Here is a 25,277-nt window from a genome sequence, read left to right on the forward strand (position 1 = left end):
TTATAATTTTGAAACCAATAAAAAAGCCCCGGAAATCCGGGGCTTTTCACATTTTGGTTGGTTAGTTAGTAGCTAACCTATGGAAGGTTTATTCGTCTTCCATTTCTTCAGAATCCATAGCGTTTTCGTCATTCATAATTGTGAATTCACTACGTCTGTTTAATGCAAATTGAGCCTTTGTACAATTGATGGTCTCAGCCTCACAATCTACAATTGGAACGGTTTCTCCATAACCTTTACTTGTTAAGCGGTCTCTTGAAATTCCCTGGCTTACAATATACTCCAGAGTAGAGGCAGCCCTTCTTTCAGATAAAGCCATATTGTACGGATTAGATCCTCTTGAATCTGCATGAGAACCTATCTCTATCTCTAGGTCTGGATATTTATTCATAATAGCCACAACCTTGTTAAGAGTGATTTCAGCCTCAGGAAGAATGTTTGATTTATCAAAAGCAAAGTAAATGTTACCTACATCTCTTAATTGTTGTCTTCCTGTTTCAGGGTTGGTTTCCCTGTCATCATATTCAACAACTGGAGGAACATAATCTTCCCTTGTAAAAACATAAAGGTTATCTGTACCTCTTCTGTTGGAAGCAAGGTAGCCTTTCTGGTTTTCTTCATCGATTACAAAAGCGAAATCGTCGTGACCACTGTTAACCGTGTTACCTAAGTTTTGAACTTCTGAGAAATCTCCTTCAGTTCTGTATACGTCCAGGTTACCAAATCCCTGGTGACCATCTGAAGTGAAGTAAAGTACTCCTTTTTGATCAATGTAAGGAAATTGTTCACGATGAGCAGTGTTAACTCCTGTACCAAGATTTTCTGGTTCCCCATAAGTACCGTCCTCATTAATAGCTACAACATAGATGTCAAAAGAACCTTCAGAACCCGGCATATCGCTGGCAAAATAAAGTTTGCTGCCATCTGCGCTTAAGCTTGGGTGTTCCGTAGAATATTCATCACTTGTAAAAGGAAGTGCTTCGATATTGCTCCACTGGCCATCTACCATTTCTGCACGAAAGATTTTAATATGAGCAACTCTAATTCCTTCTTCATTTTTAACTCTGTCTTCACTGGTACGGTCAAAATACATCACCTGGCCATCTTCACTAAATGTAGCGGAGCTTTCGTGTAGATCCGTATTAATCTCATCAGAAAATAATACGATATCACTTAGTTCCCCATCATCAGAAATTTCAGCGCTGTAAAGATCTAAGGTTGGTTTTTTGTTCCAGGGGTAAATCGGGCGCTCTTGGTTTCTAGTAGAAGCAAAAGCTATACGGTCCCCATAAAAGGCAATACCAAAATCTGCAGAAGAACTGTTGCTCATAACCTGATTTGTGGTATAAACGTGGGGAACAGCAGTATCTAATTTACGTGCAAAATCTTCGTAGTCTACATCTTCTCCAGTATATGCACTCATATACTTATCGGCTTCTTCCTGGTTTCCTGTGGCACGCAGAGCGTGGGCAAATCGAAACTGATATTCAGGAGCCGTGATTTCTGCATGTCTAAGAAAAAGAGTACGGTAAGTTTCCGCTGCATTTTCCATTTGATTGGTGAAAAAGTATGCATCACCAAGGTTCTGCAATACATGTTGATCTTTATCTACAACATCTTCGTAGGCATCTGCAGCGTCAATGTATGCTCTTTGAACAAACAATTTATCTGCCTTCTTTATTTCAGCACTTTGCCCAAAAGCGGCAAGGCCTATAAAAAGAATAAAAAGTGTACTATATAAATTTTTCATATTATTCGGTTTTTAGAAGAATCTAGGTGATTTGTCATATCCTTTGGTAAGGCCAAACAGGTCTAGATCAAACAACAGCATAATTTCGTGAGTTCCACCTAAATCGTAGTTTGCGAATTCGGAAGTAAAATGGTCGTAAGCATACCCAACACGAAGTGACGGGGTTATCTTAAAGTTAACCAAACCGGTTATGGTTTCATTAAACCTGTAACCAATACCAGCTTCCAATCTGTCATATAACAAAACATTTGCTGTAACATCTACTGATAACGGGGCATCTTTAACTCCTCTGGCCATAAATGCAGGCTTTAGTTTAAGATCTGGGTTGAGTTGAAAAACGTACCCCCCGGTTAAATAGTAATGTATTGCTTCTTCCCCTAAGGCTGCAAGTCCTTGTTCATTTTCAATATACTTTGAAGTAAACAGGTTAGGAGCAGAGGCACCTAAATAATAGTTTTCTCCAAACCAAAAAGCACCTACCCCAAATACCGGGAATACTTCGTTTATATTCTGCAATGCAGGATCAGTGGGATCATTTACCTGTAAACCAGCTAGGTCTGCATCAAATGTGGTAAGACCACCCTTAAGACCGAAAGAGATTTTGCTTTCTCCTCCCGTAGGGATTACATAAGCGAAATCAGCTGTGATATTGTTTTCATTTACAATATTACCTATTTCGTCATGAACCACGGTTAAACCAAGTTCTACCCTTTCACTAATTGGGGTGTGGGCAAAGAAGTTGGCGGTGCTTGGAGCACCGTCAACATTTTGCCATTGAGATCTATAAATACCCCCCAGGTTTAACATACCAGGATCATCGGTAGCATAGGCCGGGTTTATTACACTCATGTTATACATATACTGAGTGAACAGAGGGTCTTGCTGAGACATACCCTTAATTGAGAAAAGGATAATGCCTGCGAATATTAAATATTTTGTGATTGTTTTTTTCATTTCTTTCTAATGTTTATCCTTTTATATTATCTGTTCAAGTATACTCTACCCTGACGTGGCTCTGTGCTTCCGTCGTTAAAGTCTACCACATAGAAATATACACCTACCGGTAGTACACCGTCTCCAAGACTACCTGATTGGTTAGAAGTTCCATCCCAAGCCGGTACAGAGGCGTTGCCTTTGTAAACAGCACTACCCCATCTGTTAAAGATGGTAATGTTGTAGTTTGGATATTCACTTTCGATATTTTCAATTACGAAACTATCGTTCATCCCGTCCCCATTTGGTGTAATGGCTTCTGGGAATAATAGAGCACAATCTTCCAGAGTAACTGTAACAGCTAATCTTTCTGAACTCTCACAGCCGTTGTCTGAAATTAGCGTGGCATAGTAAGTGGTACCATCAGTAAGCATAGCATTGTCGCTTAGAGCAGTCATGCTATCGGCTGAATCATACCAGGTCACCTCGCCTGTTTCATTGATTTCGGCAGTAAGCTCCGCAAGTGTTGGATTATCAAACTCACATAGCTCGTAATCTGTACTAATTGTTGGAGCAGGAGAATCTACGATATTAACAGTAATCATAGCAGCTTCAGATTCACATCCTTCGTCTGATGATTGTGTAACATAGTACTCACCACTTACCAATAGGTCTTCTTCAGTCACCATCATTGTTAGGTCAGCATCAGAATACCAGGTTAAGTTAGTTCCTTCTGCCTCTAGCAAAGCAGCAGTTGCGCCGTCAATTGCACAGAAAGCAACTTGCTCAGCTGTCACGGGAGCCTCTGGAGCTTCTAATACATTTACTGTAATTGTCGCTTCATCTTCTCCACAATCATTTTCGGAAGCTACGAAATAAGTTATTTCGTAAGTTCCTACTTCAAAATCAGTTGGATTCATAATACCATCTTCTATTTCAGTATCATTCAAAATGAATTCCCCATTAGTGTCAGCATCAACATCTATATAATTGAAGAGATCCTGCGCTCCTGAATTCATACAAACATCTACTTCAGTGTCGGCACCTGCAAAAGCAGATTCAGTAAAGTTGATGGTGATGAAAGCAGAATCGTCTGGACAGGTGTCGCCTGAACTAGCTACTGTATAAGTATATCTTCTAGCTGTGTCAACCGCCGGGTCAAAAATAGTAGTGCCACTTGCCAATGCAGGAGTTATAGTTCCTCCTGCTTCTGCTGGTCCTTCTGTCGAAGGGTTCATAATATCTACAATATCAAAAGGTTCCCCGTTTTGACATATTTCGTAAATCGTAGTTGCACCAGCACTTGGACTGTCCTCTATAGTAACTTCAACACTATTTCTTTCCTCACAATCACCTTCGGTATTTCCTGCGAAATAAGTTTCTCCATTTACCAATTGGGTAGTAGGTGTAAGTGCTTCATCAGAATCTGCGCTTGCATACCAAATTGCATTCATTGGCATTAAGTCAGATACATTAGGTCTTCTTGGATTGTTCCCATCTTCATCAGACACCACCGAACAAAATGTTTGTTCAGTATCAGTAACTTCTGGGCATTCAACAATTACTTCATCTTCAAAACTTACAGAAACAGTTGCTGAATCAGAACAATCATTTTCATTCGTTACGGTATAGGTATAGGTGCCGGCTGCGCCAGTAGATGGATCAAATGAACCATCGGCATTGCCAGGGGTCCAAACTCCACCTTCATCAGGTGTTCCGTTCAAATAAGTGAATAAGTTCACAGGATCATCTTCCCTGGTAAATTCAACACTTCCATTTTCACCTGCATTTGGTCCCTGAAGAACTTCTACTGTATAAATAGCAGAATCACTGTCAGTCACACAAGCAGTAGAAGGATCCACAGTAAAGGTGAATGTATAAGTACCTGCTCCATTTGAGGATGGGCTGAATACTCCATTTTCTAATTCTTCAAAGTAACCAGCCTGGGTGGCATCTTCGCTCAGATAATCAAATAAATTGATATCTGGATCTGTAGAACATACAGTAATGTTTCCAACATCGCTACCAGCATCAGCCAACTCAGTATCATTTATTGTAATGGAAAGTTCTGCTGAGTCCGTGCAGTTTGAATTGGTTACGGTATAGGTCGTTGAAAAAGTTCCAATAGGATTTGCACTGAAATCTGCATATAGATCCATCGGTGTTTCGCCTTCCGGGAAGAAACCATTTTGATCCCTATCTGCTAAAAGAGAAGTAAAAATTTCTAATACTTCTATTTCTGTCATTTCCTCAATATCTGTAATACAATATTCAAGATCTACATCTTCACCTGCGTTTGGAGCTTCATACACGGTAATAGTATATGTGCTTTCAGCTACTCCATTAAAACATCCCGATTGCGGGTTCACAACATAAGTAATCTCAGTTGTTCCAATATTATTGGCTGGCTCGAAATTACCGTCCTCATAACCTTCAAAGGTTCCCTGAGTTGTTGTACCGTCTGGAATTAGGCTATATAAGTCTTTGGTAGCTTCGTTTGAACAATATTCTTGTTGCACAGCAGGACCTGCATCTGCATCTTCGGCTGGGGTAATATTTATGGTTACGAAAGTAAAGTCATTTTCACAACCTCCGTTTTCACTTGCTACATTATAAGTGTACCTCCTTGCTTGATCAACAGCAGGATCAAAAATTGTAGTTCCGCTAGCAAATTCAGGAGAAAAGGTTCCTCCGGCTTCAGCTGGACCTTGAACTGCTTCGTTGATTAAAGGAACAACGTCAAAAGCGTCGTCATTTTCACAAACAGTGATAATAGTTACAGCACCAGCACTTGGAGCTTCGTCTATATTCACTGCAACTGGAGTCCTTGCTGGACATTCCCCTGCTGCATTACCTGCATAGTAAGTCGCTCCGTCTACTAGCAAGGCTGTTGCTGATAAGGGTTCTTCGGAATCTGCAGTAGCATACCAGGTTGCGCCGCTAGGAGCTAAATCTCTAACCTGTGCCTTTCTTGGATTATTTCCTGTACTATCTGTCTGTAACTCACAGAAAGATTGAGTGGTTTCCTCAACGATTGGGCATTCTTGTTCGTCCTGAACCGTGATGGTTACAGTAGCACTATCAGAACAATCGTTCTCCGTAGTTACGGTATAAGTGAAACTTCCAGATTCATCAGTTGCTGGATCAAATGTTCCATTTCCTGAAGACCACGTTCCTCCCGTATCTGGAGTGTTTTCGCTATCTTCCACTAAAACTTGGTAAAGATCTAGAGGATCATCTTCTGTAGAGACCTCTCTACTTGTATTATCACCTGCATAAGGAGATTCATATATTGTAAGACTGAGAGTAGCAGAATCTTCACACTCCAGGGTTCCTTCGTCTCCCTGAGGATAAGCATTTTCGTATGTGTTAGTTACTGTATACTCTGCATTGATGTTAATAGGATATCCAGCTTGTTGACCAGCTTGATACTGAGCAAGAAGGTTTTGATAGTTAAAAGTACCGTCTAAGTCACGATCTCCAACCCTGTCCAATAATAATGCTCGAGCTGCATCGGGGTTTGTGAAAGCTAAATCAATAATTGCATCCAACTCTGACTGGCATAGTGCAAGGCTTTCATCGGCTCCTGCATTAGGGCTATCTTCTATTTGGAATGTTACAAAAGTAGTATCATCTTCACAGCCTCCATTCTCGCTGGAAACCGCATAAGTATATCTTCCAGCAGTATCTACGGCTGGGTCAAATACAGTTGTTCCGCTTGCAAATTCCGGTGAAAAAGTGCCTCCTGCTTCAGCAGGACCCTGCACTGCGTCATTTATAAAGGGAACCACATCAAAAGCTGCGGCGTCTTCACAAACGCTTATAATAGTAACAGCACCCGCACTAGGGGCTTCATCTATGTTTACAGTTACACCATTTTGATTAATACAGCTGGCGTCCTCATTTCCGGCGAAATAATCCTCGCCATCAACTAATTCTGTCATTGGATCCAATGCTTCTGTAGAATTATTCTCGGTATACCAGAAAGCATCCATAGGCATCAGGTCTCTTACCTGTGCTATTCGAGGATTGTTTCCAGTTGAGTCTGTTTGAAGTTCACAAAATGCCTGTTCAGTATCATCTACTACGGGACAATCATCAAAAGAAACTGTAAGTGTAGCGAAGTCTTCGCACTCTCCTGCAGTTACAGTATAAGTATATACCCCAGGTTCGCCTGTTGCAGTATCAAAAGTTCCATCAGCATTGCCAGGTTCCCAGGTTCCTCCTGTATCAGGAGTGCCGTTTAAGTAGTTAATTAGGTTTACCGTTCCATCTCCTCTGTTAAAGGTGACAGAAGCATTCTCTCCTGCATCTGGAGACTCTACAGTAACCACTGTTACAGCTCTGTCTGCAGGGTCGGTTTCACAAGGGGGGAAAGGATCATTACGATCGTTTACAATTTGAGAAGCAAAATAATCTTCACCATTTATTAATTCAACATCATCTGCCAGGGGGCTATTGGAATTTCCACTTCTGTACCATCTGATGGCCTGAGTATTTTCTTCCGTTCCTTCAGCAACAAGATCTGCTACTGTTGCACCTTCACAAAAAGTTTGAGCTGACTCAGTAATTGGAGAGGGAGCTTCAGTAGGATCATATCCTACAGCAGCTCTGGGTGAAGGGCATTCGCCTGCTACTGAAGAAACTTGGGCTACATAATAGCTTTCTCCAGGTGATAAATCTCCAGTTACAGTTTCATTTCCGAATTCAGAAGTATAAGCTTCAATCGAATAATTTGTTCCAGCATCAACTATAAACAATTCTTCAAGATCCTCAGCCGTAAAACTTGAAGATACACAAGGTGATATCGTGAAATTGTCCTGTCCAGGAAATAAAGTATTGTCTGGAGTGGCCGCTGCAGTTACAGTAACTTCAACAGCTACCCGGTCACAGTCTTGCGTAGTACTACCTACGTAGTAAGTAATACCATCGGTTAATAATTCATCAGAATCAATAGGTTGAGTATCATTTACAGTGTCATCAGTTTCAAAGATAGCCGTGTCTGTTCCGGTTCTTTCAATGTCTTCTACTGTTTGTAGGTAGCAGAATGATTGCTGATACCCATTATTAGGGTCGCTGTCATCATCTCCAACGCTAGTGGCGCAATCTTGCCCAAATGAAGGCAAGGTTCCAATTAACATAACAAAGGCGAAAAGGAACCAATTCGTTCCCTTCCTCCCAAAAGTAAAATTTTGCATAGGCTAGGTGTTAAAATTCAATTATTAGTATTAGGTTTAAATAATTTTAGCAGCACAAATATTAAAATAATTTTTAAGATTGTGAGTTAAACTAAGCACTACTTTAACAATTTTTATCATTTGATACTGAATGCATCAATTTAGGTTAAACGTTACTTGGTGCTTTCTGTCGATATTCGCAATAAATTTATGAAAAAATTAATAGGATGACTAAGAAATTATTAATAATCGCAATATTCCTAACAACAGTAGCAATGCCTGCTAGCGCTCAATCCGATATTCAAAAGGGAGAAGAGTATCTTAAAGAAAACCAAATAAAGAGCGCTAAAGCGGTATTTGAGGCCCATCCGGATAATTTAAAAGCTGTAGAATACCTTGGCGATATCGCCAGTTTCCAAAAAAAATGGGATGAAGCAATAGCATATTATGAAAAACTGGTGGAAAACCAGCCTAACTCTTCGGCATATAATTTTAAGCTTGGAGGTGCTATGGGTATGAAAGCTATGGAAATTTCTAAATTAAAAGCGGCTCTAATGCTTGGGGATATTAAATCATATCTGAACAAAGCTGCGGAATTGGATAAAAATCACGCGCAGGTTCGTCGGGCGCTGGTTGAGCTTTACATGCAATTACCGTTTTTTATAGGGGGTGACAAGGATTTGGCTCAGCAGTATGTTACAGAGCTTCATTCGATCAATAAAGTAGATGCCTATTTGGCTCAGGCTTATATTCATAAAACCGAAGAAAATATGGAAGCCATGAGAACCGCGGTAACTAGCGCCCTGGAGGAGGCCCAGAAGGATGAAAGTCTGGTGGAGCGTAATTATTTAAATTATGAACTGGGAGAAAGAGCGGCTACTTTAGGGCTTTTGCCAAATCTAGCAATAGGGTTCTTAGAGAATTACATAGCGAATTATAATTACAAAGACTTAAAATCTCCTGCTTGGGCGCATTTTTATATTGCTAAAATCCAGGCTTCTAAAAACAATCAGGATAAAGCTTTAATACACATAAATCGAGCATTGACTGAAAAATTGATTTTTCCGGAGGCTGAAAAACTGAAACAACAAATATTAGAGATGTAAGCCAGGGGATTTTCCTAATGCTTAACTATATTTGTAAGCTGTTAAAGAACCTGGAAACAGCCAAATCAATGGCACGATACAAAATCTTATGAAACTTCATTTTATAGCAATTGGCGGCAGTGCTATGCATAGTCTGGCCCTTGCTCTTCATAAAAAAAAGAATACTATCACAGGAAGCGATGATGCGATCTACGAACCTTCCAGATCAGCCCTGAAAAAACAAGGTTTGCTTCCACAAACCTTAGGCTGGTTTCCTGAAAAAATTACCACTGATCTTAACGCGGTTATCTTAGGTATGCACGCTAAGAAAGATAATCCTGAATTAAAGAAAGCTCTGGAATTGGGTTTGAAAATATATTCTTATCCTGAATTTCTTTTTGAACTTTCGAAAGAAAAAACCCGCGTGGTCATCGGGGGATCTCACGGAAAAACTACGATTACGGCTATGATACTTCACGTGATGCAATATCACGAAAAGGAGATTGACTATATGCTTGGGGCGCCGGTTGGAGGGATCGAAAAAACCATTAATTTAAGCGATGAAAATGATTTTATCCTTATTGAAGGGGACGAATACCCGGCCTCGGTACTAGATCTTCGACCAAAATTTCATTTGTACCAGCCTAATATTGCTTTACTCAGCGGTATTTCCTGGGATCATATAAATGTTTTTCCAACTTTTGAAAACTATGTAGAGCAGTTCCAGTTTTTTATAAATTCTATAGTAAAGGGCGGGATCCTCGTATATAATGAAGAAGATGAAACCCTAAAGTCACTTGTTGAGCGTACCGAAAACCAAATAAGAAAGCATGGGTATACCAGCCCCACATATCACATATCAAATGGAGAAACCATTTTAGAAACTTCGGAAGGGGATATGCCTTTAGAAATATTTGGCAGGCACAATATGAGTAACCTTGCCGGTGCAAAATGGATTTGCCAGCATATGGGAATTGATGAAGATGATTTCTATGAAGCCATGATGGAGTTTGAAGGGGCCAGGCGAAGGTTGGAAAAGGTCTATGAAAATCAGACCTCGATGATCTTTAAAGATTTTGCGCATAGTCCCTCAAAAGTCAAAGCCAGTACTCAGGCCGTGAAAGAACAATATCCCAGCAAAAAACTTATAGCCTGTCTGGAATTACATACCTATAGCAGTCTTAATTCAGAGTTTATTAAGCAGTATAAAAACACCTTGGATGCTGCCGATGAAGCAATCATTTTTTATTCTCCGGAGGCAATCGCAAAAAAACAAATGCAAGCCATTTCTGCCGAACATATACAATTATCCTTTAATAAACCGGATCTGGAAGTAATTTCCGAAACTTCAGTTTTAAGTAATTTATTGCGATCGAAGGATTTAAATAATTCCGTATTGCTTTTGATGAGCAGTGGGACTTTTGGGAATTTGGACCTGGAAGAGGTGAAAACTTTTTTTTGATTTAACCAGTTGATTTTAAATAGTTTTAACCAGGATAAAGAATCATTTTTTATCTTTATAAAACTATGGGGCAGGAAAATCAAATTCGTTTTGGAATTAAATCCTGGGCAGCAGATGATCGGCCCAGGGAAAAACTCCTTCATAAGGGTAAATTCAGCCTTAGTGACGCGGAACTCATCGCTATTTTAATTGGTTCGGGCAGTTATAAGGAATCTGCTGTACAATTAAGCAAACGCATTTTAGCTTCCACAGGGAATAAACTTGGGGATCTGGGCAAGCTTTCCGTAAAAAAACTTTGTGAATTTAAAGGCATAGGTCCTGCAAAGGCCATAAGTATAGTGGCTGCTTTGGAACTTGGTCGGCGAAGAAGAAGGGAAGAGGCATTAGAGAAAGTGAAAATCACTTCCAGCGCATCGGTTTTTGAACTGATGCAACCTATAATAGGTGAACTTCCACATGAAGAGTTCTGGATTATTTATCTTAATAATTCCAATAAAATTATTGAACAATTACAACTCAGTAAAGGCGGAATTACCGGAACCCTTGTAGATGTTCGAATCACCCTGAGAAAGGCACTTGAAGTTGGGGCAACCTCTTTAATATTGGCGCACAACCATCCTTCAGGAACATTAAAACCCAGTGAAGCCGATAAACAACTCACACAAAAGCTTAAAGCAGCTGCCCAGAGTTTAGATATTAAAGTACTCGATCATCTTATTGTAACTGAAAAATCATATTTTAGCTTTGCAGACGAAGGCGTACTTTAAATTGTTTAAATGCTACTAATTTATACCCAGAAAATCACTCCGCGAATAGTTTATACATTTAAACATATCTGTACAAATATTCTGGGGATTTCTATAAAATTTACCACAAGAATCGAAGAATTCATCGCCCACGAAGGTATGAAACTTTCCTATGGAAAACAGGCGCTGGGAAACGAATTGTTTCTTCAGAAAGTAGACCTTTTACTTGAGCAGGGATTAGGTGAGGTAGACATTAAGGTGCAACCATGGGGGGATAACTTTTGTTTCTTTCCCGTCTCCGAAAACAGCGCTTTGCCTTTTGATATCTTTGCTGCTTCTTTTTTCCTGTTAAGTAGGTATGAGGAATATCTACCCCATGTCAAAGACGATTTCGGCCGTTTTCCGGCTTCAGAAAGTGTCGGGTATCAAGAAGGTTTTTTGCATGCTCCAGTAGTGGATATTTGGGCTTATAAATTTAAAGAGATCTTGCTTGAAAGGTTTCCGGAAATTTCGCTAGCCAATAGGGAATTTCATACCGAGGCTGTTATAGCGGTAGAACATGTTTTTAATTTTCAAAATAAAGGTTTTTTACGAAGTCTGGCTGGCCTGCATCTAGATATCATCAAGTTACAATTCAATAAAGTGATAGATCGCCTTCAGGTACTTATGAGGATAAAGAAAGATCCAATTAATATTTTTGAGGATCTTATTGGCTTTATTAAAGAGCATAAGGTGTCTATGCTTTTTATGTTCCAGTTAAGTGATTTTTCCATATATGATCGCAATATTAATTATAACCGAAACCCATATCGCTCGATTATTAAATATGTTGCCGACTATGCTAAAGTAGGATTGATTCCGGGATATTTTGCTTTTGATGATTTTAAAACCTTACGTAAGGAAAAGCTGCGGATGGAAAACACCGTTCATACCCCACTGGAAAGGGTGATTAATGTGAAGTATAATTTGAATATTCCCGAATTTTATACCTTTTTGACTGAGCTCGAGATTCCGCATGATTACTCTATGGGTTATCCTGAAACCGCCGGTTTTAGAGCAGGTACCTGTAGCCCTTTTTTATTTTATGATATCAATACGGAATCCACCTTGGCCTTAAAAATTCATCCATATGTATTCAATTCGAATATTGTTGAGACTACTGATACTGGAAAATTAACTAGTGATGTTGGAAAAATGCTGAATGAAGTTAAAAAAGTAGATGGTAGTTTTAAAGCCATTTTCAAGAACCAGGATTTTTCAGAATATGCCAACTTTAAGGCATATTATGCCTTAATAAATCAGATTTATGAAATTAAATAATATTGAGCATATTTTCTTCGATCTTGATCATACCCTGTGGGATTTCGATAGAAATTCAGCCCTGGCCTTTGAGCGGGTTTTTAAGTTTAGAAATATTCCTCTTGAAGTAGATAGTTTTCTTGAAGTTTATATGCCGGTGAATTTTAACTACTGGGAACGTTACAGAAATGATGAAGTTACCAAGGAAGCACTGCGATACGGAAGATTGAAAGATAGTTTTGAGCTATTAAAATTCGAAGCCGATAGCGATTTAATCGATAAAATAGCTGTAGATTATATAGAATACCTTCCGGACCACAATCACCTTTTGGATGGAAGTGAAGAGGTGCTTGAATATCTTCAGCAGAATTATCTCCTGCATATCATTACCAATGGGTTTGGGGAGGTGCAGCATAAAAAGCTTTTAAATTCCGGAATTGATAAATATTTTACCACGGTAACCACTTCAGAAGAGGCCGGGGTTAAAAAGCCTCACAAACAAATTTTTGAAGTTGTGCTTAAAAAATCTTCGGCCAGGCCTGAAAATAGCATTATGATTGGTGATAATTTTGAGGCCGATTGCACGGGGGCCGAAAATTGTGGAATGAGACCAATTTTCTTTGATTATTACGGGAACAGGGAAAACATCGATATAATACACATAAAAACGTTAAATGAACTAAAGGCTTACCTGTAATAATAATCTTTTGTTAATTTCGTTAGTACAACCTAAGCTGGTAGCTAATGAAGTTTTTCTCAACTTTTCTTACCAAAATCATTAGCCTTTTGGCTATCAGTGTTTCGTTGTGTGCTTGTGTGAAGGACGTGGACCTAGAGCAGCGAGAAGATATCATGCTTGGTCCCCAGGTCCAAATCGATTTACTTATATACAACATCGATCAGTCTAAGTTCATGGATCCCGAAACCGGAGACCTTAAAACCAGGATAAGCGATACGGTACGTCTAGCGTTTCTTGATGATGATTATATTCAGAAAGATCTTACTTCAGTAGAATTTTATTTTAGGCATATCAATACCTTTCCCCGCGAGATTGAAAGTAAAATCAGGTTCCTGTCTAATGAGAATTCAGAGCAGTTCGCTGTAAACTATACCATAAAACCAGGTGCAGAAGGTAAACCCGTAACTACGGAGCGTTATGAACTAATAGAAGAAGAGCGTATAGATTTAGTACGCAGAAGTATAAAAATGGTAGTGGAATTAGAGGTCCAGCCGGGAGCAACAGCATTCCAGGGAGAATTGGATTTTGCTTCGAAAGGTCTCTTTACATTTAAATTTTAAAGATGTGGCGGCTTTTATACCTTTTCCTGATTCTATGCAGTACGGTAGTAGCTCAAAACAAACCCTTGCTATTTAATGTAGATGATCTTCCTCAAACCTTAATGAGCAATCCCGGGGCTCAAATTAATTTCACAGGCCATATCGGAATTCCATTTTTTTCTCAGATCCATATTTCAGCAGGTTCCACCGGCGCCAATCTCTATGATATTTTTGCAGAGGACTCTGGCGATATAAATGACCGAATTCAGGAAACTATGCGAAGTATGGATTCCAGGGATTATTTTTCGGTGAACCAGCAATTGGAAGTTATTTCTTTAGGCTGGAAACTCGATAGGCGAAACTACCTATCTACCGGCATTTACCAGGAAATGGATCTATTCGCTTATTTTCCCAAGGATCCTGCTATACTTGTCAACGAGGGCAATAGCAATTATTTAAATGAACCTTTTTATTTCGATGATGTTTCCTTTACCGGGGAGATTGTGACGGTTTATCATTTAGGAATTAATCATAAATTTGATAAAAGGCTTACAGTAGGAGCAAGGGCGAAGCTTTATTCCGGGGTATTTAATGTGGAAAGTACCGGGAATACGGGAAGATTTACCACTTATACCACCCCTGAGGGTAGAAATGTATATAATCACGAGGTGGTGGACCTTAATGTTTTAGTGAATACTTCCGGTTTTGCACCCTTGAAGAAAGAAGCGAACATGACCGTAGAACAAGCAACAGCTGAATTATTAAGTAGGTCTTTTTTTGGTGGTAACGTGGGGTTCGGGTTGGATCTTGGACTTTCCTATATTCTTGATGAACAATTTATACTTTCTGGTTCTGTGCAGGATCTTGGGGTCGTTTTTCAACGTAAGGAAGTAGAGAATTACCGTTATTTTGGATCTTATGAAACCAGTGGTATAGAACCTCTTTTTCCAGATTTAGATGAGAATGATCAGGCTATTCCTTATTGGGATATTTTTGAAGACGAGGTAGACAGAAACCTCAGAGACAGAACCACAAGCGAATCTTATACTACCTGGCGACCTGTAAAGGCAAATTTCGCTATGGAATATGGCTTCGGACCGGCATATCTGCCCTGCCACTACCTGAGTGAAAAAAAAGTAAGGTATATGAATTTACTCGGAATGCAACTCAGTGGAGTAAAAAGACCCAAAGGCTTTGTATATACCTTTACCTCCTACTGGGACAGAAAAATTGATGAAAACCAACGATTTAAACTTTCCTATTCTCTAGACGATTATTCTTTAACGAATATTGGTTTGATGTATACCAGAACTTTTAATAATTTTAATGTATATCTTGCAGTCAATAATCTACTGGCTTACCCTAACCTGGCCAAAGCCCATAGCGCTTCAATTCAGTTAGGGATGCAGTTGGTTTTTAACGATAATAACAATTAATCAGAACCAGTAGGTTAGGGTTTAACTCAGGCATTTTCCTGAGGAAGGATTAAACTTGATTTTTCAATTTTTGCTAAAATATCGATACATGAGAAAAATACTTTTTATACTATTTATGATTTCGGGAACCTTCAATGTCTGTGCCCAGGAATTAAATGAATATAAATATGTAATCGTTCCTGAGGAGTTTGATTTCTCTAAGGAAGAAAACCAATATCAATTAAATGCACTCACTAAATTCCTGTTTGAAAAGTTCGGGTTTGAAACCCTGATGAGACGGGAATTAAAACCACTTGATCTTCAGGGCAAGCCTTGTTTAGGTCTTACTACCAGTGTAAAAGATAATTCTGGTTTGTTTGTCACCAAATTGGTGGTCCAACTTGAAGATTGCAGCGGGAATATTGTTTTCCAAACCAAAGAGGGGAGAAGTAGGTTAAAGGATTTTAAAGAGGCTTATCACGAGGCTCTGCGGAATGCTTTTAGTGATATTCAGGATTTAAATTACCAATATGAACCTGGGACAAGGGGAACTTCACCAGAAATGAATACTGAATTGGCCCAAACCAGGCCCAAAACTCAAGCGGTTGAAGCCTCCCAGGTTAGAAAAGCGACAGCTGCTGAGACTGAGGTCCCTGCTGGGAAGCCTATGGTCGTTAAGACTTCGGCAAAAGAATTGGATTTTGAAAAAGAAGGTATCACCTATTTTCTGGAAAAATCTGAATCGGGCTATTCTTTTTTTCAGCAAAATTCCGAGGAACCCTTTGCGGTGTTGGCAAAATCTGGGGATAAAGACAGTTTCATCTATAAATCCCTTACGCATCAGGGCATCGCCTATTTTGATCAGGAAGGAAATTTGGTAGTTGAATATTTAGATGCGACAAATAAACCAGTGAGGCTGGTTTATATAGCTCGTGCCAATCAATAATTGTATTTGGTTTTCCATCGTTTTTTTAGAAATTCCCGTTGCGCATTTTCCCGTGGATTATTGCCGGGATCATAAAATTTTGTGCTTTTTATTTCCTCGGGTAGAAATTCAGCTTCGACAAAATTATTTTCGTGGTTATGGGCGTATTTGTAATCTTTCCCGTAGCCGATATCTTTCATTAATTTCGTAGGGGCGTTTCGAATAGATAACGGAACCGATAAATTTCCGGTTTTCTTCACCGCACTCTGGGCCTGGTTAATTGCCATATAGGCCGCGTTGCTTTTTGGGGAAGTTGCCAGGTAGGTGACACACTGGCTAAGTACAATTCGGGCTTCTGGGTAGCCAATGGTAGTTACGGCCTGGAAAGTGCTATTTGCGATTACCAGGGCAGTCGGATTAGCATTTCCAATGTCTTCACTAGCCAGGATTAATAATCTCCTGGCTATGAATTTCACATCTTCACCTCCTTCAATCATTCTTGCAAGCCAGTAAACTGCAGCGTTGGGATCACTACCCCGAATAGATTTTATGAAAGCTGAAATTATATCGTAATGCTGTTCCCCGGTTTTGTCATATAGGACTGTATTTTGCTGCACCCTGTTAAAGACAAGCTCATTGGTGATTTCGATATTTCCTTCAGAGGATGTGACTAATAGCTCAAAAATGTTCAGCAATTTTCGGGCATCCCCTCCACTTAACCTGAGTAGGGCTTCAGTTTCCTTTAATGTTATTTGTTTTGAAGCTATGATTTTATCCTCCCGCATTGCTCTTTCCAGAAGCGCCACCAGATCTTCTTTGCTAAAAGGATTAAGAATATATACCTGGCAACGGGATAATAGTGCAGAGATCACCTCAAAACTGGGATTTTCGGTAGTAGCGCCAATTAGGGTGACCCAGCCTTTTTCTACGGCTCCTAACAGGGAATCCTGCTGCGATTTACTAAACCGATGAATTTCATCAATGAATAAAATCGGATTTTTAGTGGTAAATAAGCCATCACTTTTTTTAGCTTTTTCAATCACTTCCCTAACATCCTTAACACCGCTGCTGATCGCGCTAAGAGTATAAAATGGCCTGTTTGAAGTTGTAGCGATAATATTGGCTAAAGTGGTTTTTCCAACTCCCGGAGGTCCCCAGAATATTATGGAAGGTATGATCCCTTGTTTTAGTTGTTGCCTCAAGGCTCCTTTTGGCCCAATAAGATGTTGCTGACTTAAATAATCATCTAAAGTTTGTGGTCGTAATCTTTCTGCTAAGGGTTTGCTCATCTGACAAAATTAGTAATTTGGATAACACTTTGTCATCTATTAACAAATGGATTCTTTTTTGTAATATTAAATAAAACAAAATCTTTTGAAACAGTCGAGTCCATTTGTGTTTACTACTGGTGTTTTGGGCTATCCCATCCTTTTTGTGCTGCTTATATGGATAGTATTCTGGTTTGAGATTCGTTTTGGAATAAGTTTTAATGATTTTGGGGTGCGCCCGGGGGAGGTAAAAGGTTTACGGGGGATTATATTTTCACCATTCATCCATGGGGATATAAAACACCTTTTTAACAATACAATACCACTCTTTGTCCTTTCGATGGCCCTTTTCTATTTCTACCGAAAGATTAGCTGGCAGGTGCTTCTAATTGGTTTGGTGCTTACCGGAATTTTAACATGGAGTATAGGCCGGCCGGCAAACCATATTGGGGCCAGTGGAATTATTTATATGCTTGCTGCTTTTTTATTCTTTAAAGGTATTTTCTCCAAATACTATCGCCTGGTAGCGCTCTCACTGATCGTTGTCTTTTTATATGGCGGAATGCTCTGGTATGTAACTCCAATTGATCCCGAAATTTCCTGGGAAGGTCATTTGTCTGGTTTAATTTCCGGTTTCGTTTTGTCTTTGATCTATAGAAAAAATAGTATTCCTGCCCCAAAATATGAATGGGAGAAACCTGAATATAAAGTGGAGGAAGATTTATTTATGCAGCATTTTGATGAAGATGGAAATTTCATCGAAAGACGTTTTGAAATAAAGGAAGAGGAAGAAGATCTGCAGTCTTCTTTTTCTGAGCAGAACCCTTTAAATGAGGAAGAACAGACTAATATCACTTATAGGTATATCTATAAAGAGTCAAAAGATCGAAAAAAGTAAACTGCTAAATTTATTTTTTTTCAGATTGTAGACTTCTTTGTCTTATGGCTTCATATAAAAACACTCCGCAGGCTACTGAAACATTTAATGATTCAATCTTGCCAAACATAGGGAGTTTTGCTTTTTTATCTACGCTTTTCAGAACTGAATTGGAAACTCCTTTGGCCTCATTTCCCATTATAATGGCAGAAGGCTTATCGAATTCAACATCATAGATGTTGTCATCTGTTTTTTCGGTGGCCGCTACAATTTGTACCCCGGAAGACTGTAAATAAAAAACAGCATCTTTTATGTGATTTACTTTGACAATGGGAAGATTGAAAACTCCGCCGGCCGAAGTTTTAACAGTATCCGCATTGATTGGGGCCCCTCCTTTTTCTGGAATAATTATGGCATCGACTCCGGTACATTCCGCAGTTCGAATGATAGCTCCAAAGTTTCGAACATCGGTGATCTGATCCAGTAAAAGGAAGAGTGGATTAGCTTTTTCTGTAAGGATCTTCTCTATTGTTTCATCAAGGTTGCCAAATTTAATTGGTGAAATTGTAGCTACAACACCCTGGTGGTTTCCTTTGGAAAGTTTATTGAGTTTTTCAACAGGAACAAAAGAAATATTGTAATCCCCTTTTTGTACCAAATGGTTTAATTCCTGGAAAAGAGGTCCTGCAAGGCCTTTTTGTATATATACCTTATCTATACTCTTTCCACCCTGGATAGCTTCGATAACAGCTCTGATTCCAAAAATACGTGTAGTTTCTTCCATAGCGCAAAGGTAGGTTTTGTTTTTAAAAATTTAAGATTTCTATAAATAGATTGTCTAAATATAATTTTAATAGATTTTTATATGCTTCCTACACCTCGCATCATAACCATGGGACAACGAAAGTTCTTTTTCGGGCTTAAATTTATTTTTCAAAAACATTTATATCCAAATAAATAAAAATTATGAAGAATTTACTGATGGTCAAGCGAGATTAAATCTTTTTTCGATAGATATCAGTTATAGTACAATTATTCGAAAACTAAAAAATATTATCCTAGCAGGGACACTCTAAACACAGCAGCTATGGGAATTTAATTACCATTCTTTTCTTTTAACCTATTATTTTCAAAAAGGTATTTAGAAGTCTAATTTGATGGAACAAATAATTAAATTACGCTGTTGTTTGATTTCCTAGAAGGAATTTTGGTAAGTAAGATCTTATTGATAATTGTTGTGAAAAGTCAACGGACATAAATTTAAAAGTGGATCAACATTTTTCGGGAAGAACCAAATTTAAAAGTAAATAATCAATGGTTATTATACTAAAGGTTGAATGCGAAAAATAATGAATTTTGCCGGATACAAAAGGATTAATCAAAACCTCCAAGCTGGTTAGAAAACATCGCTAGATAAAGATGGAATAAGAAATAAAAAGGGAGGACAACGGAAATCCATGAAATCACTATTTCCAAATCAGAGATTAACTATTGTAAACTGTAATTGACGAGAAATGTTATCCGATTATATATAAAAATTAGGAGGCTGTCGTCTTTGACTGCCTCCTAAATAAGTAAGTAAAGATCAAACTTCTCTTGGAGGTTTAATCCCGCCGTCACTATTTCGAACAAAATAAGTGGCTGAATAATTAACCCCATTAATACTAACAGTGACTTTCAAATATAGATCTTTATTTAAAGGTAAATTACTAGTAATAGATTCTGTTGAATTAAAGGAATTTACATAATTTTCGCCATCATAACTATATTTCCAATTAAAGGTAGTTGGTGTAGGAGCATTTTGAACGTTGGCTGTCCAAGTATAGGAGCCGCTATTATTCCCGGATGAAGGACCTGAGATGTAAACATACGTTTGAGGTAGAGGAAACAAAATTTCTAAGGCGGTTATATCACCAGGGCTAAATGACCAGTCTAATGTACAAGCTATACCCTCATTCATGATTGATAAAGGGTCACTTTCATTTGTTCCAGGAATCAAAACGGAATCATCGCCAGTGATATTTGTATGATGCAGACCTACAGTGTGTCCAATTTCGTGTTGTACATTGGAAATTCTCATAGCCTGAGTTACTGGCTGAGGGTTGTCACAAGATGCCGAAAATGGACTAAAGTTTGGATTAATCCATATTTTATTACCTGGCAAGCCATTTACTGTGGGTGGTAATGCACTACCGAATGTATTCAAACCTAGTTCACGGCCATCATCAAAATCATAAATTATTGTAACATGGGCGTCTGAGGAATTGATGACTCTATTTAAAATTAAATTGGTTTCAACATTGTTCCATCTTGTGATAGCTTCCTCTACTGCATTTTCCCAATTAGAATCCATTCCCTCATCAATGAAGATATTTATAGATGTTAAGGTGGTTAAGTATTCTGTACGCCTTTGTTTTACTACATTATCATTTGGGTCGAAATATTCATTCTTTTTTAAGAAAATTATATCCTCCTCTACTATAAAATAATTCTCGAATTCTCTTATGCTTTTTTTATTAAAACCATATTTTAAAAGTTCCTTAAATAAAGGATGTTCTTGATTCTTGATTTCTTTTGAGATGGATTCATTAGTGGTATCAACTTGGTCTTGGCTACAAGCTAAGAAAGTCAGAATAATGATAAGTTGTAATAATTTTTTCATAAGATATAATTTTAATAAATATATAAAAAATGGATGAAAGACAAAAATAATCGATGAAATGAACAAGGATCAAGCGCAATTGTTGTGTTAAGGCAAAAATTGTGGTTAATCTATATAGAAAGAATTCAACATTTTTCACTCCTCTAAACTGAGCCCTAAACGCTTTTATCTTTGCATTAAAAGATTCTGCTGAAGCGTTGGTACTTCTATTGATAAAGTAATTGAGAATAGACCTATAGTTAAGAGTAATGGTGTTAGCTATGGTATTAAAAGCCTTAAACCCCGTATCCTCCACATCCTTGTACCAGTGAGCTAGTTTTGTGTAAGCCCCTTCTTTTGATTTAGCATGGTTAAATATATTTCTAAGTCTTTGTGTAAGCTTAAAGGCCAACTTTATATCCGGGTATTGCTCGAAGAGTATTTTGCTGCGTTCCTGCTGGTTCTCTGTCCAATTTGAAGGTGCTTTATAGAGCAGGTACCGGCTACGCGCTAATAATTGTTTTCTGGTATCCCCATTTGCAAAGATTTCTGGACTAAAACTTTTCTGTTTTAACCTGGCTTGTTTGATTTGTTCGTTCTCCAGATCTATAGCTTCCCATCGATGCTTGATCCTAATATCCTGCAGGGCTTCAAAGGCAAGTTTTTGCACATGGAAACGGTCGGTAACCTGTACGGCCTTAGGGAAGCATTTCCTGGCAATGGTTTTCATGGAATTGGCCATATCTAGGGTGATCTCCTTGACTCGTGCTCGTTTTGAAGCGGGTATTTTAAGCAGTTGTTCTATAATGGGTTCTACCTTGGTTCCCGAGAAAATAGCTACGATACTGCCCTTTTTACCCTTAGCTTTTTTATTGGTAATAATGGTGTAAAGTTCCCCTTTGGAGAGTGCAGTCTCATCTATAGAGAGCTTTGAGCTGATGTTCTTAGGGAAGATGAGCCATTCTTTGGAATGGGATTTTTGATCCCACTCTTTAAAATCGCTTAAATAATCTTTATACTGGCGCTGGAGCTTCTTTCCGTTTACCCCGTAAAATGCACCGATGGTATGACAGTCAGAGGCTTTAGTACTGACTAAGTACTTTTAAAAAAGCAGCAAACTCGACGGTCATTCGGGTTCCCTGTGCTACTAAGTTCCAGTCACGCTGCATAACTTTTTTGTTCTGTTTATCCAGCCAGCGACGGCGTTTTATATGCAGGAATACCTTTTTTCCACGTACAGGAAAATCCTGAATTGTTATTTCCTTATGGAACCCGTGTGCTATGACCTGGTTTGAAGAAAACTCTTTAGGAATATCCGGCTTCTCTTCAAAATGCAGGTGTAGTAGATCTCCCTCTGATTGATGTCCGGTAAGATCAAAATGGGTGATTAATAATTCTGGTAATAATATCTTGAGTAGGTCTATATATGGATCCAATGCTTCCTGTTTTAGAAAACAAAAATCAAACTATTATTTCAATTCACACACAACTTTTGAGAATGATCCATGAACAATCGAGTCTATTAAAACTTCATTAAATTCAATATGATTTTTATTATTAATTATTAGTTTATCCCCGATTATAAATGTTATGCTGGTAAATAGAGAAGTTTTAAAGACATTCTGAGGTGTTTTCACCGAAGTCTGTTTTTAGAGACCAGTTGGTTCCGATGTTCAGAGAGCTAATTCCTTCTCGAAAATCTTCAGGCTCTGCCATCAAATTACAAGATTGCATAATACACAAAATTTCTGAAGTTTTAATTGACTAGGAATTTGATTTTGATAAAATGCTATGTTAGTTCAACCTTGAATTATCAAAATAGATAATTGATTTCATAACCTATGTTGGTTTCAATCCTCTCTTTATTTAGAGATTATTTATTTTTCAGAATACACCGAATTATAAGCCATATTTACATTTGTATATTAACTTAAAATTTATTAAATATCCATCTAACCTGAGTTCGACGTAAGAAAAGTAGTTTTTTAGCATGAAAAAAGCAGACATATGGTTGTATTTAAGTATATGAAAACCAAAATATTAACCTAATTTCTGCTTAGGATTACTATTTATAAAATTACTGAAATTTTCTGTTCTTTCGATGACTTTTGTAAAGTTTTTGAACCTGCACTAAAACAAAGAACACTTACCAGGGGAGGAAACAAACGAAATCGATCTTTTAGGATGTCTACCAGTGAAATATTAACCATCACTGTGCTGTTTCACCTGAGTGGTCATCGCAGCTTTAAACACTTCTATTTATATTATGTTCAGGAACATTTACAAAAAGAATTTCCCCAGACAGTTTCATATAACCGCTTTGTAGAACTGATGCAGGCCAATATGCTTCCACTGACCCTTTATATGAAAACTTGCTGTCTTGGAGAATGTACCGGAATTTCATTCGTAGATTCTACTCCCATACGAGTTTGTGAAAATAAGCGGATAAAGAATAATAAAAGTATTTAAAGATATTGCTACCACTGGCAAATCCACGATGGGATGGTTTTATGGATTTAAGCTACATATAGTGGTAAATGATAAAGGGGAATTACTTGATTTTATTATCTACCAAGTCAATGTTGTGACCGAACACCGATAGAACAAGACAATTTTCTAAAGAATATTTTTGGTAGCTTATATTCTGATAAAGGGTACCTCTCAAAGGAACTCACTGCGCTACTATTCGATCAGGGACTACATTTGGTGACAGGAATAAGAAATAATATGAAGAATGTACTGATGACCATGCTAAATAAAATCTTGTTACTAAAGAGGTCAGTTATAGAAACCATCAACGATCAGCTTAAAAATATCTGCCAGGCTGAACATTCAAGGCATAGAAGCTTTGGGAATTTTATTACCAATCTTGTAGTGAATCTTATTGCTTATTCTGCTATTCTTTCCAGGAAAAAAAACCAGCGATTAAATTTGAAACACAAACAACCAATCAAATTGCACTGTTTTATTAAATCCTTAGGTTGAACTCAGGTTTCTAGTAAGTATGTTGCAAATGAAGTCGTCTAAAAAGTATTTAGATGGCCTTTTTTTTTGATAATTTTTTTGTGAACAAAAACACTTTTTCTTTTTGTAAATTTTCTTTGTGATAAAAAATGAAAGAGAGAGATCCCCTGGCCTAGGCTATACTGAACTTCTTTAAGTTGTGTGCCATTGCTATTAGGCCTATTCCAGTAGTTACTTTATCCATTCCTCGGAGCATAAATCGCTTAAAGCCCATATTTTGCTTGTTATTTCCAATGACTGCTTCTACATCCCAGCATCTTCTTTTGCGATGTGTTATTCCCTCCTCACTTAATAATAGGTTCCTGGCTTTTTTCTTGAGACGAATCAGGTTGTGATTGCGTTCAATGATTCTGTTTCCTTTGGCTTTATGGCAGCTGCCCCGCAAGGGACACCCCTGGCAGTTGGCGGCCTGGTAACGATGGATCTGTTGCTTAAAACCGGTAGTTGTTTCACTCTCATAACGCTTTACTTTCTTCATCGCCTGACCCATCGGGCAGTAATACGTATCGGTTTCTTTATTATAGAATAGGTTGTCCGGATGGAATGGGTTTTCCCGATGCTTTTTATCGCGTTGCTCCTTATGGAAGTAGTTATATTTCACATAAGCAGTGATTTCCTTTTCTTCTAAATCGGTATAATTCTTTTTACTGCCATAGCCGGCAACTGCAGTAAGGCTTTGAGGTGTTTGATCGTAGGAATTTATATGTTCTTGCAGATGGTCTTTTAGAGTAGTGGTGTCTGCGGTGGTTTGGGCTAAAGTGTAGTTGGTGATGAACTGGTTATTGGTGGAGGCCTGAAAGTTATACCCGGGTTTTAACTGCCCATTTTGCATGTAATCATCTTTCATTTGCATAAAAGTGGCATCGGGATCTGTTTTGCTATAGCTGTTACGCTTGCCCAGAATTGCTTCCTGCTTCTGGTATTTCTTTAGGTTCCCGGGCCAGTTCTTCTTGGCATAGTTGAGCTTTTGTTTTACCTTTTTGTCGATCTCCTTATCTTTTAATGCCTCATTAATGGTATAAATGGTTTTGGCTACTTCAGCCGGATCGATAGCCTCAAAATCAGGCTCATTTGGAAGTAGTTGTTCCTGGTCATAGACCTTCTCTACATAAGACCATAGTTCCCGAAGTTGCTTCCTTATGCGCTCTTTACTATTCTTGATGGATTTACCCCATACAAAAGTAAAACGATTGGCATTGGCCTCTATCTTGGTGCCATCCACAAAGAGGTTCTTTAAAGATAATACGCCCTGGTCAGCTAATAAAAGAACCACCTGATTGAAAATATTTTTAAACTTCCCTTTTAACCCGGACTATTCATGAGTAGTTTAGCAGTAGTAATTTTTTAGAGCCATTTTAGTTTTCTCTTGAATCTGGTTAAGTTTTGACCATTTTTCT

The 25,277-nt window shown here is 38.3% G+C and carries 18 protein-coding genes and 2 pseudogenes; 11 read left to right on the plus strand and 9 right to left on the minus strand.

The window, feature by feature from the left end; translation table 11 throughout:
* Nucleotides 1-88: 88 nt before the first annotated feature.
* Genes DET49_RS04425 through DET49_RS04435 form a run of 3 tightly spaced genes read right to left on the minus strand, consistent with a single transcriptional unit; the run spans nt 89 to nt 7,881 of the window.
* Nucleotides 89-1,750, minus strand: a complete 1,662-nt coding sequence (locus DET49_RS04425) for an OmpA family protein (protein ID WP_133546887.1) — start codon at nt 1,748-1,750, stop codon at nt 89-91.
* 12 nt (nt 1,751-1,762) lie between these two features.
* Nucleotides 1,763-2,704, minus strand: a complete 942-nt coding sequence (locus DET49_RS04430; RefSeq protein ID WP_133546888.1) for a type IX secretion system membrane protein PorP/SprF — start codon at nt 2,702-2,704, stop codon at nt 1,763-1,765.
* Nucleotides 2,705-2,730: 26 nt separating this feature from the next.
* On the minus strand, nt 2,731-7,881 hold the full coding sequence (locus DET49_RS04435) for a gliding motility-associated C-terminal domain-containing protein (RefSeq protein WP_133546889.1): 5,151 nt from the start codon (nt 7,879-7,881) through the stop codon (nt 2,731-2,733).
* Between the two features lie 206 nt (nt 7,882-8,087).
* On the opposite strand from DET49_RS04435, the gene DET49_RS04440 reads away from it, so the two are divergent.
* The 8 genes from DET49_RS04440 (at nt 8,088) to DET49_RS04475 (ending at nt 16,091) form a co-directional block, all read left to right on the plus strand.
* On the plus strand, nt 8,088-8,966 hold the full coding sequence (locus tag DET49_RS04440) for a tetratricopeptide repeat protein (protein WP_133546890.1): 879 nt from the start codon (nt 8,088-8,090) through the stop codon (nt 8,964-8,966).
* 88 nt (nt 8,967-9,054) lie between these two features.
* Complete coding sequence (locus DET49_RS04445) at nt 9,055-10,407, plus strand: UDP-N-acetylmuramate--L-alanine ligase (RefSeq protein ID WP_133546891.1); 1,353 nt, start codon at nt 9,055-9,057, stop codon at nt 10,405-10,407.
* 65 nt (nt 10,408-10,472) lie between these two features.
* Entirely contained in the window at nt 10,473-11,174 is a 702-nt protein-coding gene (gene radC, locus DET49_RS04450) for a RadC family protein (RefSeq protein WP_133546892.1), read from the plus strand.
* A gap of 9 nt (nt 11,175-11,183) precedes the next feature.
* Nucleotides 11,184-12,473 carry a DUF7033 domain-containing protein gene (locus DET49_RS04455; protein WP_133546893.1) on the plus strand — a complete coding sequence of 430 codons (1,290 nt, stop codon included), beginning with the start codon at nt 11,184-11,186 and terminating at the stop codon, nt 12,471-12,473.
* Nucleotides 12,460-13,149, plus strand: coding sequence for a YjjG family noncanonical pyrimidine nucleotidase (locus tag DET49_RS04460; protein WP_133546894.1), 690 nt, complete (start codon nt 12,460-12,462; stop codon nt 13,147-13,149). The genes DET49_RS04455 and DET49_RS04460 overlap by 14 nt, the downstream gene beginning before the upstream one ends.
* A gap of 47 nt (nt 13,150-13,196) precedes the next feature.
* Nucleotides 13,197-13,751: a hypothetical protein gene (locus tag DET49_RS04465; protein ID WP_133546895.1), complete on the plus strand. Its 555-nt coding sequence runs from the start codon at nt 13,197-13,199 to the stop codon at nt 13,749-13,751.
* A gap of 2 nt (nt 13,752-13,753) precedes the next feature.
* Nucleotides 13,754-15,166 (plus strand): DUF5723 family protein, encoded by a 1,413-nt coding sequence (locus tag DET49_RS04470; protein ID WP_133546896.1) that lies wholly within the window; start codon nt 13,754-13,756, stop codon nt 15,164-15,166.
* Between the two features lie 88 nt (nt 15,167-15,254).
* Nucleotides 15,255-16,091: a hypothetical protein gene (locus tag DET49_RS04475; RefSeq protein ID WP_133546897.1), complete on the plus strand. Its 837-nt coding sequence runs from the start codon at nt 15,255-15,257 to the stop codon at nt 16,089-16,091.
* Here DET49_RS04475 and DET49_RS04480 read toward each other — a convergent pair.
* Nucleotides 16,085-17,359, minus strand: a complete 1,275-nt coding sequence (locus DET49_RS04480) for a replication-associated recombination protein A (protein WP_133546898.1) — start codon at nt 17,357-17,359, stop codon at nt 16,085-16,087. The two genes, DET49_RS04475 and DET49_RS04480, sit on opposite strands and share 7 nt — an antisense overlap.
* 85 nt (nt 17,360-17,444) lie before the next feature.
* Between DET49_RS04480 and DET49_RS04485 the strand changes: the two genes are divergently transcribed.
* On the plus strand, nt 17,445-18,236 hold the full coding sequence (locus DET49_RS04485) for a rhomboid family intramembrane serine protease (protein ID WP_133546899.1): 792 nt from the start codon (nt 17,445-17,447) through the stop codon (nt 18,234-18,236).
* 10 nt (nt 18,237-18,246) lie between these two features.
* On the opposite strand, the gene rlmB is transcribed toward DET49_RS04485, so the two are convergent.
* From rlmB to DET49_RS04505, 4 genes and pseudogenes are all read right to left on the minus strand, one after another.
* Nucleotides 18,247-18,999, minus strand: coding sequence for a 23S rRNA (guanosine(2251)-2'-O)-methyltransferase RlmB (rlmB, locus tag DET49_RS04490; RefSeq protein WP_133546900.1), 753 nt, complete (start codon nt 18,997-18,999; stop codon nt 18,247-18,249).
* An 801-nt stretch (nt 19,000-19,800) separates the two neighbouring features.
* Nucleotides 19,801-20,877 carry a M57 family metalloprotease gene (locus DET49_RS04495; RefSeq protein ID WP_133546901.1) on the minus strand — a complete coding sequence of 359 codons (1,077 nt, stop codon included), beginning with the start codon at nt 20,875-20,877 and terminating at the stop codon, nt 19,801-19,803.
* 91 nt (nt 20,878-20,968) lie between these two features.
* Nucleotides 20,969-21,919, minus strand: a pseudogene (locus DET49_RS04500) (ISL3 family transposase); the annotation flags it as partial.
* A 19-nt stretch (nt 21,920-21,938) separates the two neighbouring features.
* Nucleotides 21,939-22,292, minus strand: a complete 354-nt coding sequence (locus DET49_RS04505) for a transposase (protein ID WP_133546902.1) — start codon at nt 22,290-22,292, stop codon at nt 21,939-21,941.
* A gap of 748 nt (nt 22,293-23,040) precedes the next feature.
* Between DET49_RS04505 and DET49_RS18815 the strand changes: the two genes are divergently transcribed.
* Nucleotides 23,041-23,325: a transposase gene (locus tag DET49_RS18815; protein ID WP_262707966.1), complete on the plus strand. Its 285-nt coding sequence runs from the start codon at nt 23,041-23,043 to the stop codon at nt 23,323-23,325.
* A 28-nt stretch (nt 23,326-23,353) separates the two neighbouring features.
* Nucleotides 23,354-23,841 (plus strand): annotated as a pseudogene (locus DET49_RS18660) (IS982 family transposase).
* A gap of 151 nt (nt 23,842-23,992) precedes the next feature.
* On the opposite strand, the gene DET49_RS04515 reads toward DET49_RS18660, so the two are convergent.
* A complete protein-coding gene (locus DET49_RS04515; protein ID WP_262707968.1) occupies nt 23,993-25,165 on the minus strand; it encodes an IS1182 family transposase in 1,173 nt (390 codons plus the stop codon).
* Between the last annotated feature and the right edge of the window lie 112 nt (nt 25,166-25,277).

It is taken from the genome of Salegentibacter sp. 24 (assembly GCF_004362395.1).
Classification (GTDB): domain Bacteria; phylum Bacteroidota; class Bacteroidia; order Flavobacteriales; family Flavobacteriaceae; genus Salegentibacter.

Excerpts from the sequence above, each read along its gene's own strand:
- DET49_RS04425 (WP_133546887.1), bottom strand. The coding sequence starts at position 1,750 with ATGAAAAATTTATATAGTACACTTTTTATTCTTTTTATAGGCCTTGCC.
- DET49_RS04430 (WP_133546888.1), bottom strand. The coding sequence starts at position 2,704 with ATGAAAAAAACAATCACAAAATATTTAATATTCGCAGGCATTATCCTT.
- DET49_RS04435 (WP_133546889.1), bottom strand. The coding sequence starts at position 7,881 with ATGCAAAATTTTACTTTTGGGAGGAAGGGAACGAATTGGTTCCTTTTC.
- DET49_RS04440 (WP_133546890.1), top strand. The coding sequence starts at position 8,088 with ATGACTAAGAAATTATTAATAATCGCAATATTCCTAACAACAGTAGCA.
- DET49_RS04445 (WP_133546891.1), top strand. The coding sequence starts at position 9,055 with ATGAAACTTCATTTTATAGCAATTGGCGGCAGTGCTATGCATAGTCTG.
- radC (WP_133546892.1), top strand. The coding sequence starts at position 10,473 with ATGGGGCAGGAAAATCAAATTCGTTTTGGAATTAAATCCTGGGCAGCA.
- DET49_RS04455 (WP_133546893.1), top strand. The coding sequence starts at position 11,184 with ATGCTACTAATTTATACCCAGAAAATCACTCCGCGAATAGTTTATACA.
- DET49_RS04460 (WP_133546894.1), top strand. The coding sequence starts at position 12,460 with ATGAAATTAAATAATATTGAGCATATTTTCTTCGATCTTGATCATACC.
- DET49_RS04465 (WP_133546895.1), top strand. The coding sequence starts at position 13,197 with ATGAAGTTTTTCTCAACTTTTCTTACCAAAATCATTAGCCTTTTGGCT.
- DET49_RS04470 (WP_133546896.1), top strand. The coding sequence starts at position 13,754 with ATGTGGCGGCTTTTATACCTTTTCCTGATTCTATGCAGTACGGTAGTA.
- DET49_RS04475 (WP_133546897.1), top strand. The coding sequence starts at position 15,255 with ATGAGAAAAATACTTTTTATACTATTTATGATTTCGGGAACCTTCAAT.
- DET49_RS04480 (WP_133546898.1), bottom strand. The coding sequence starts at position 17,359 with ATGAGCAAACCCTTAGCAGAAAGATTACGACCACAAACTTTAGATGAT.
- rlmB (WP_133546900.1), bottom strand. The coding sequence starts at position 18,999 with ATGGAAGAAACTACACGTATTTTTGGAATCAGAGCTGTTATCGAAGCT.
- DET49_RS04495 (WP_133546901.1), bottom strand. The coding sequence starts at position 20,877 with ATGAAAAAATTATTACAACTTATCATTATTCTGACTTTCTTAGCTTGT.
- DET49_RS18815 (WP_262707966.1), top strand. The coding sequence starts at position 23,041 with ATGTCTACCAGTGAAATATTAACCATCACTGTGCTGTTTCACCTGAGT.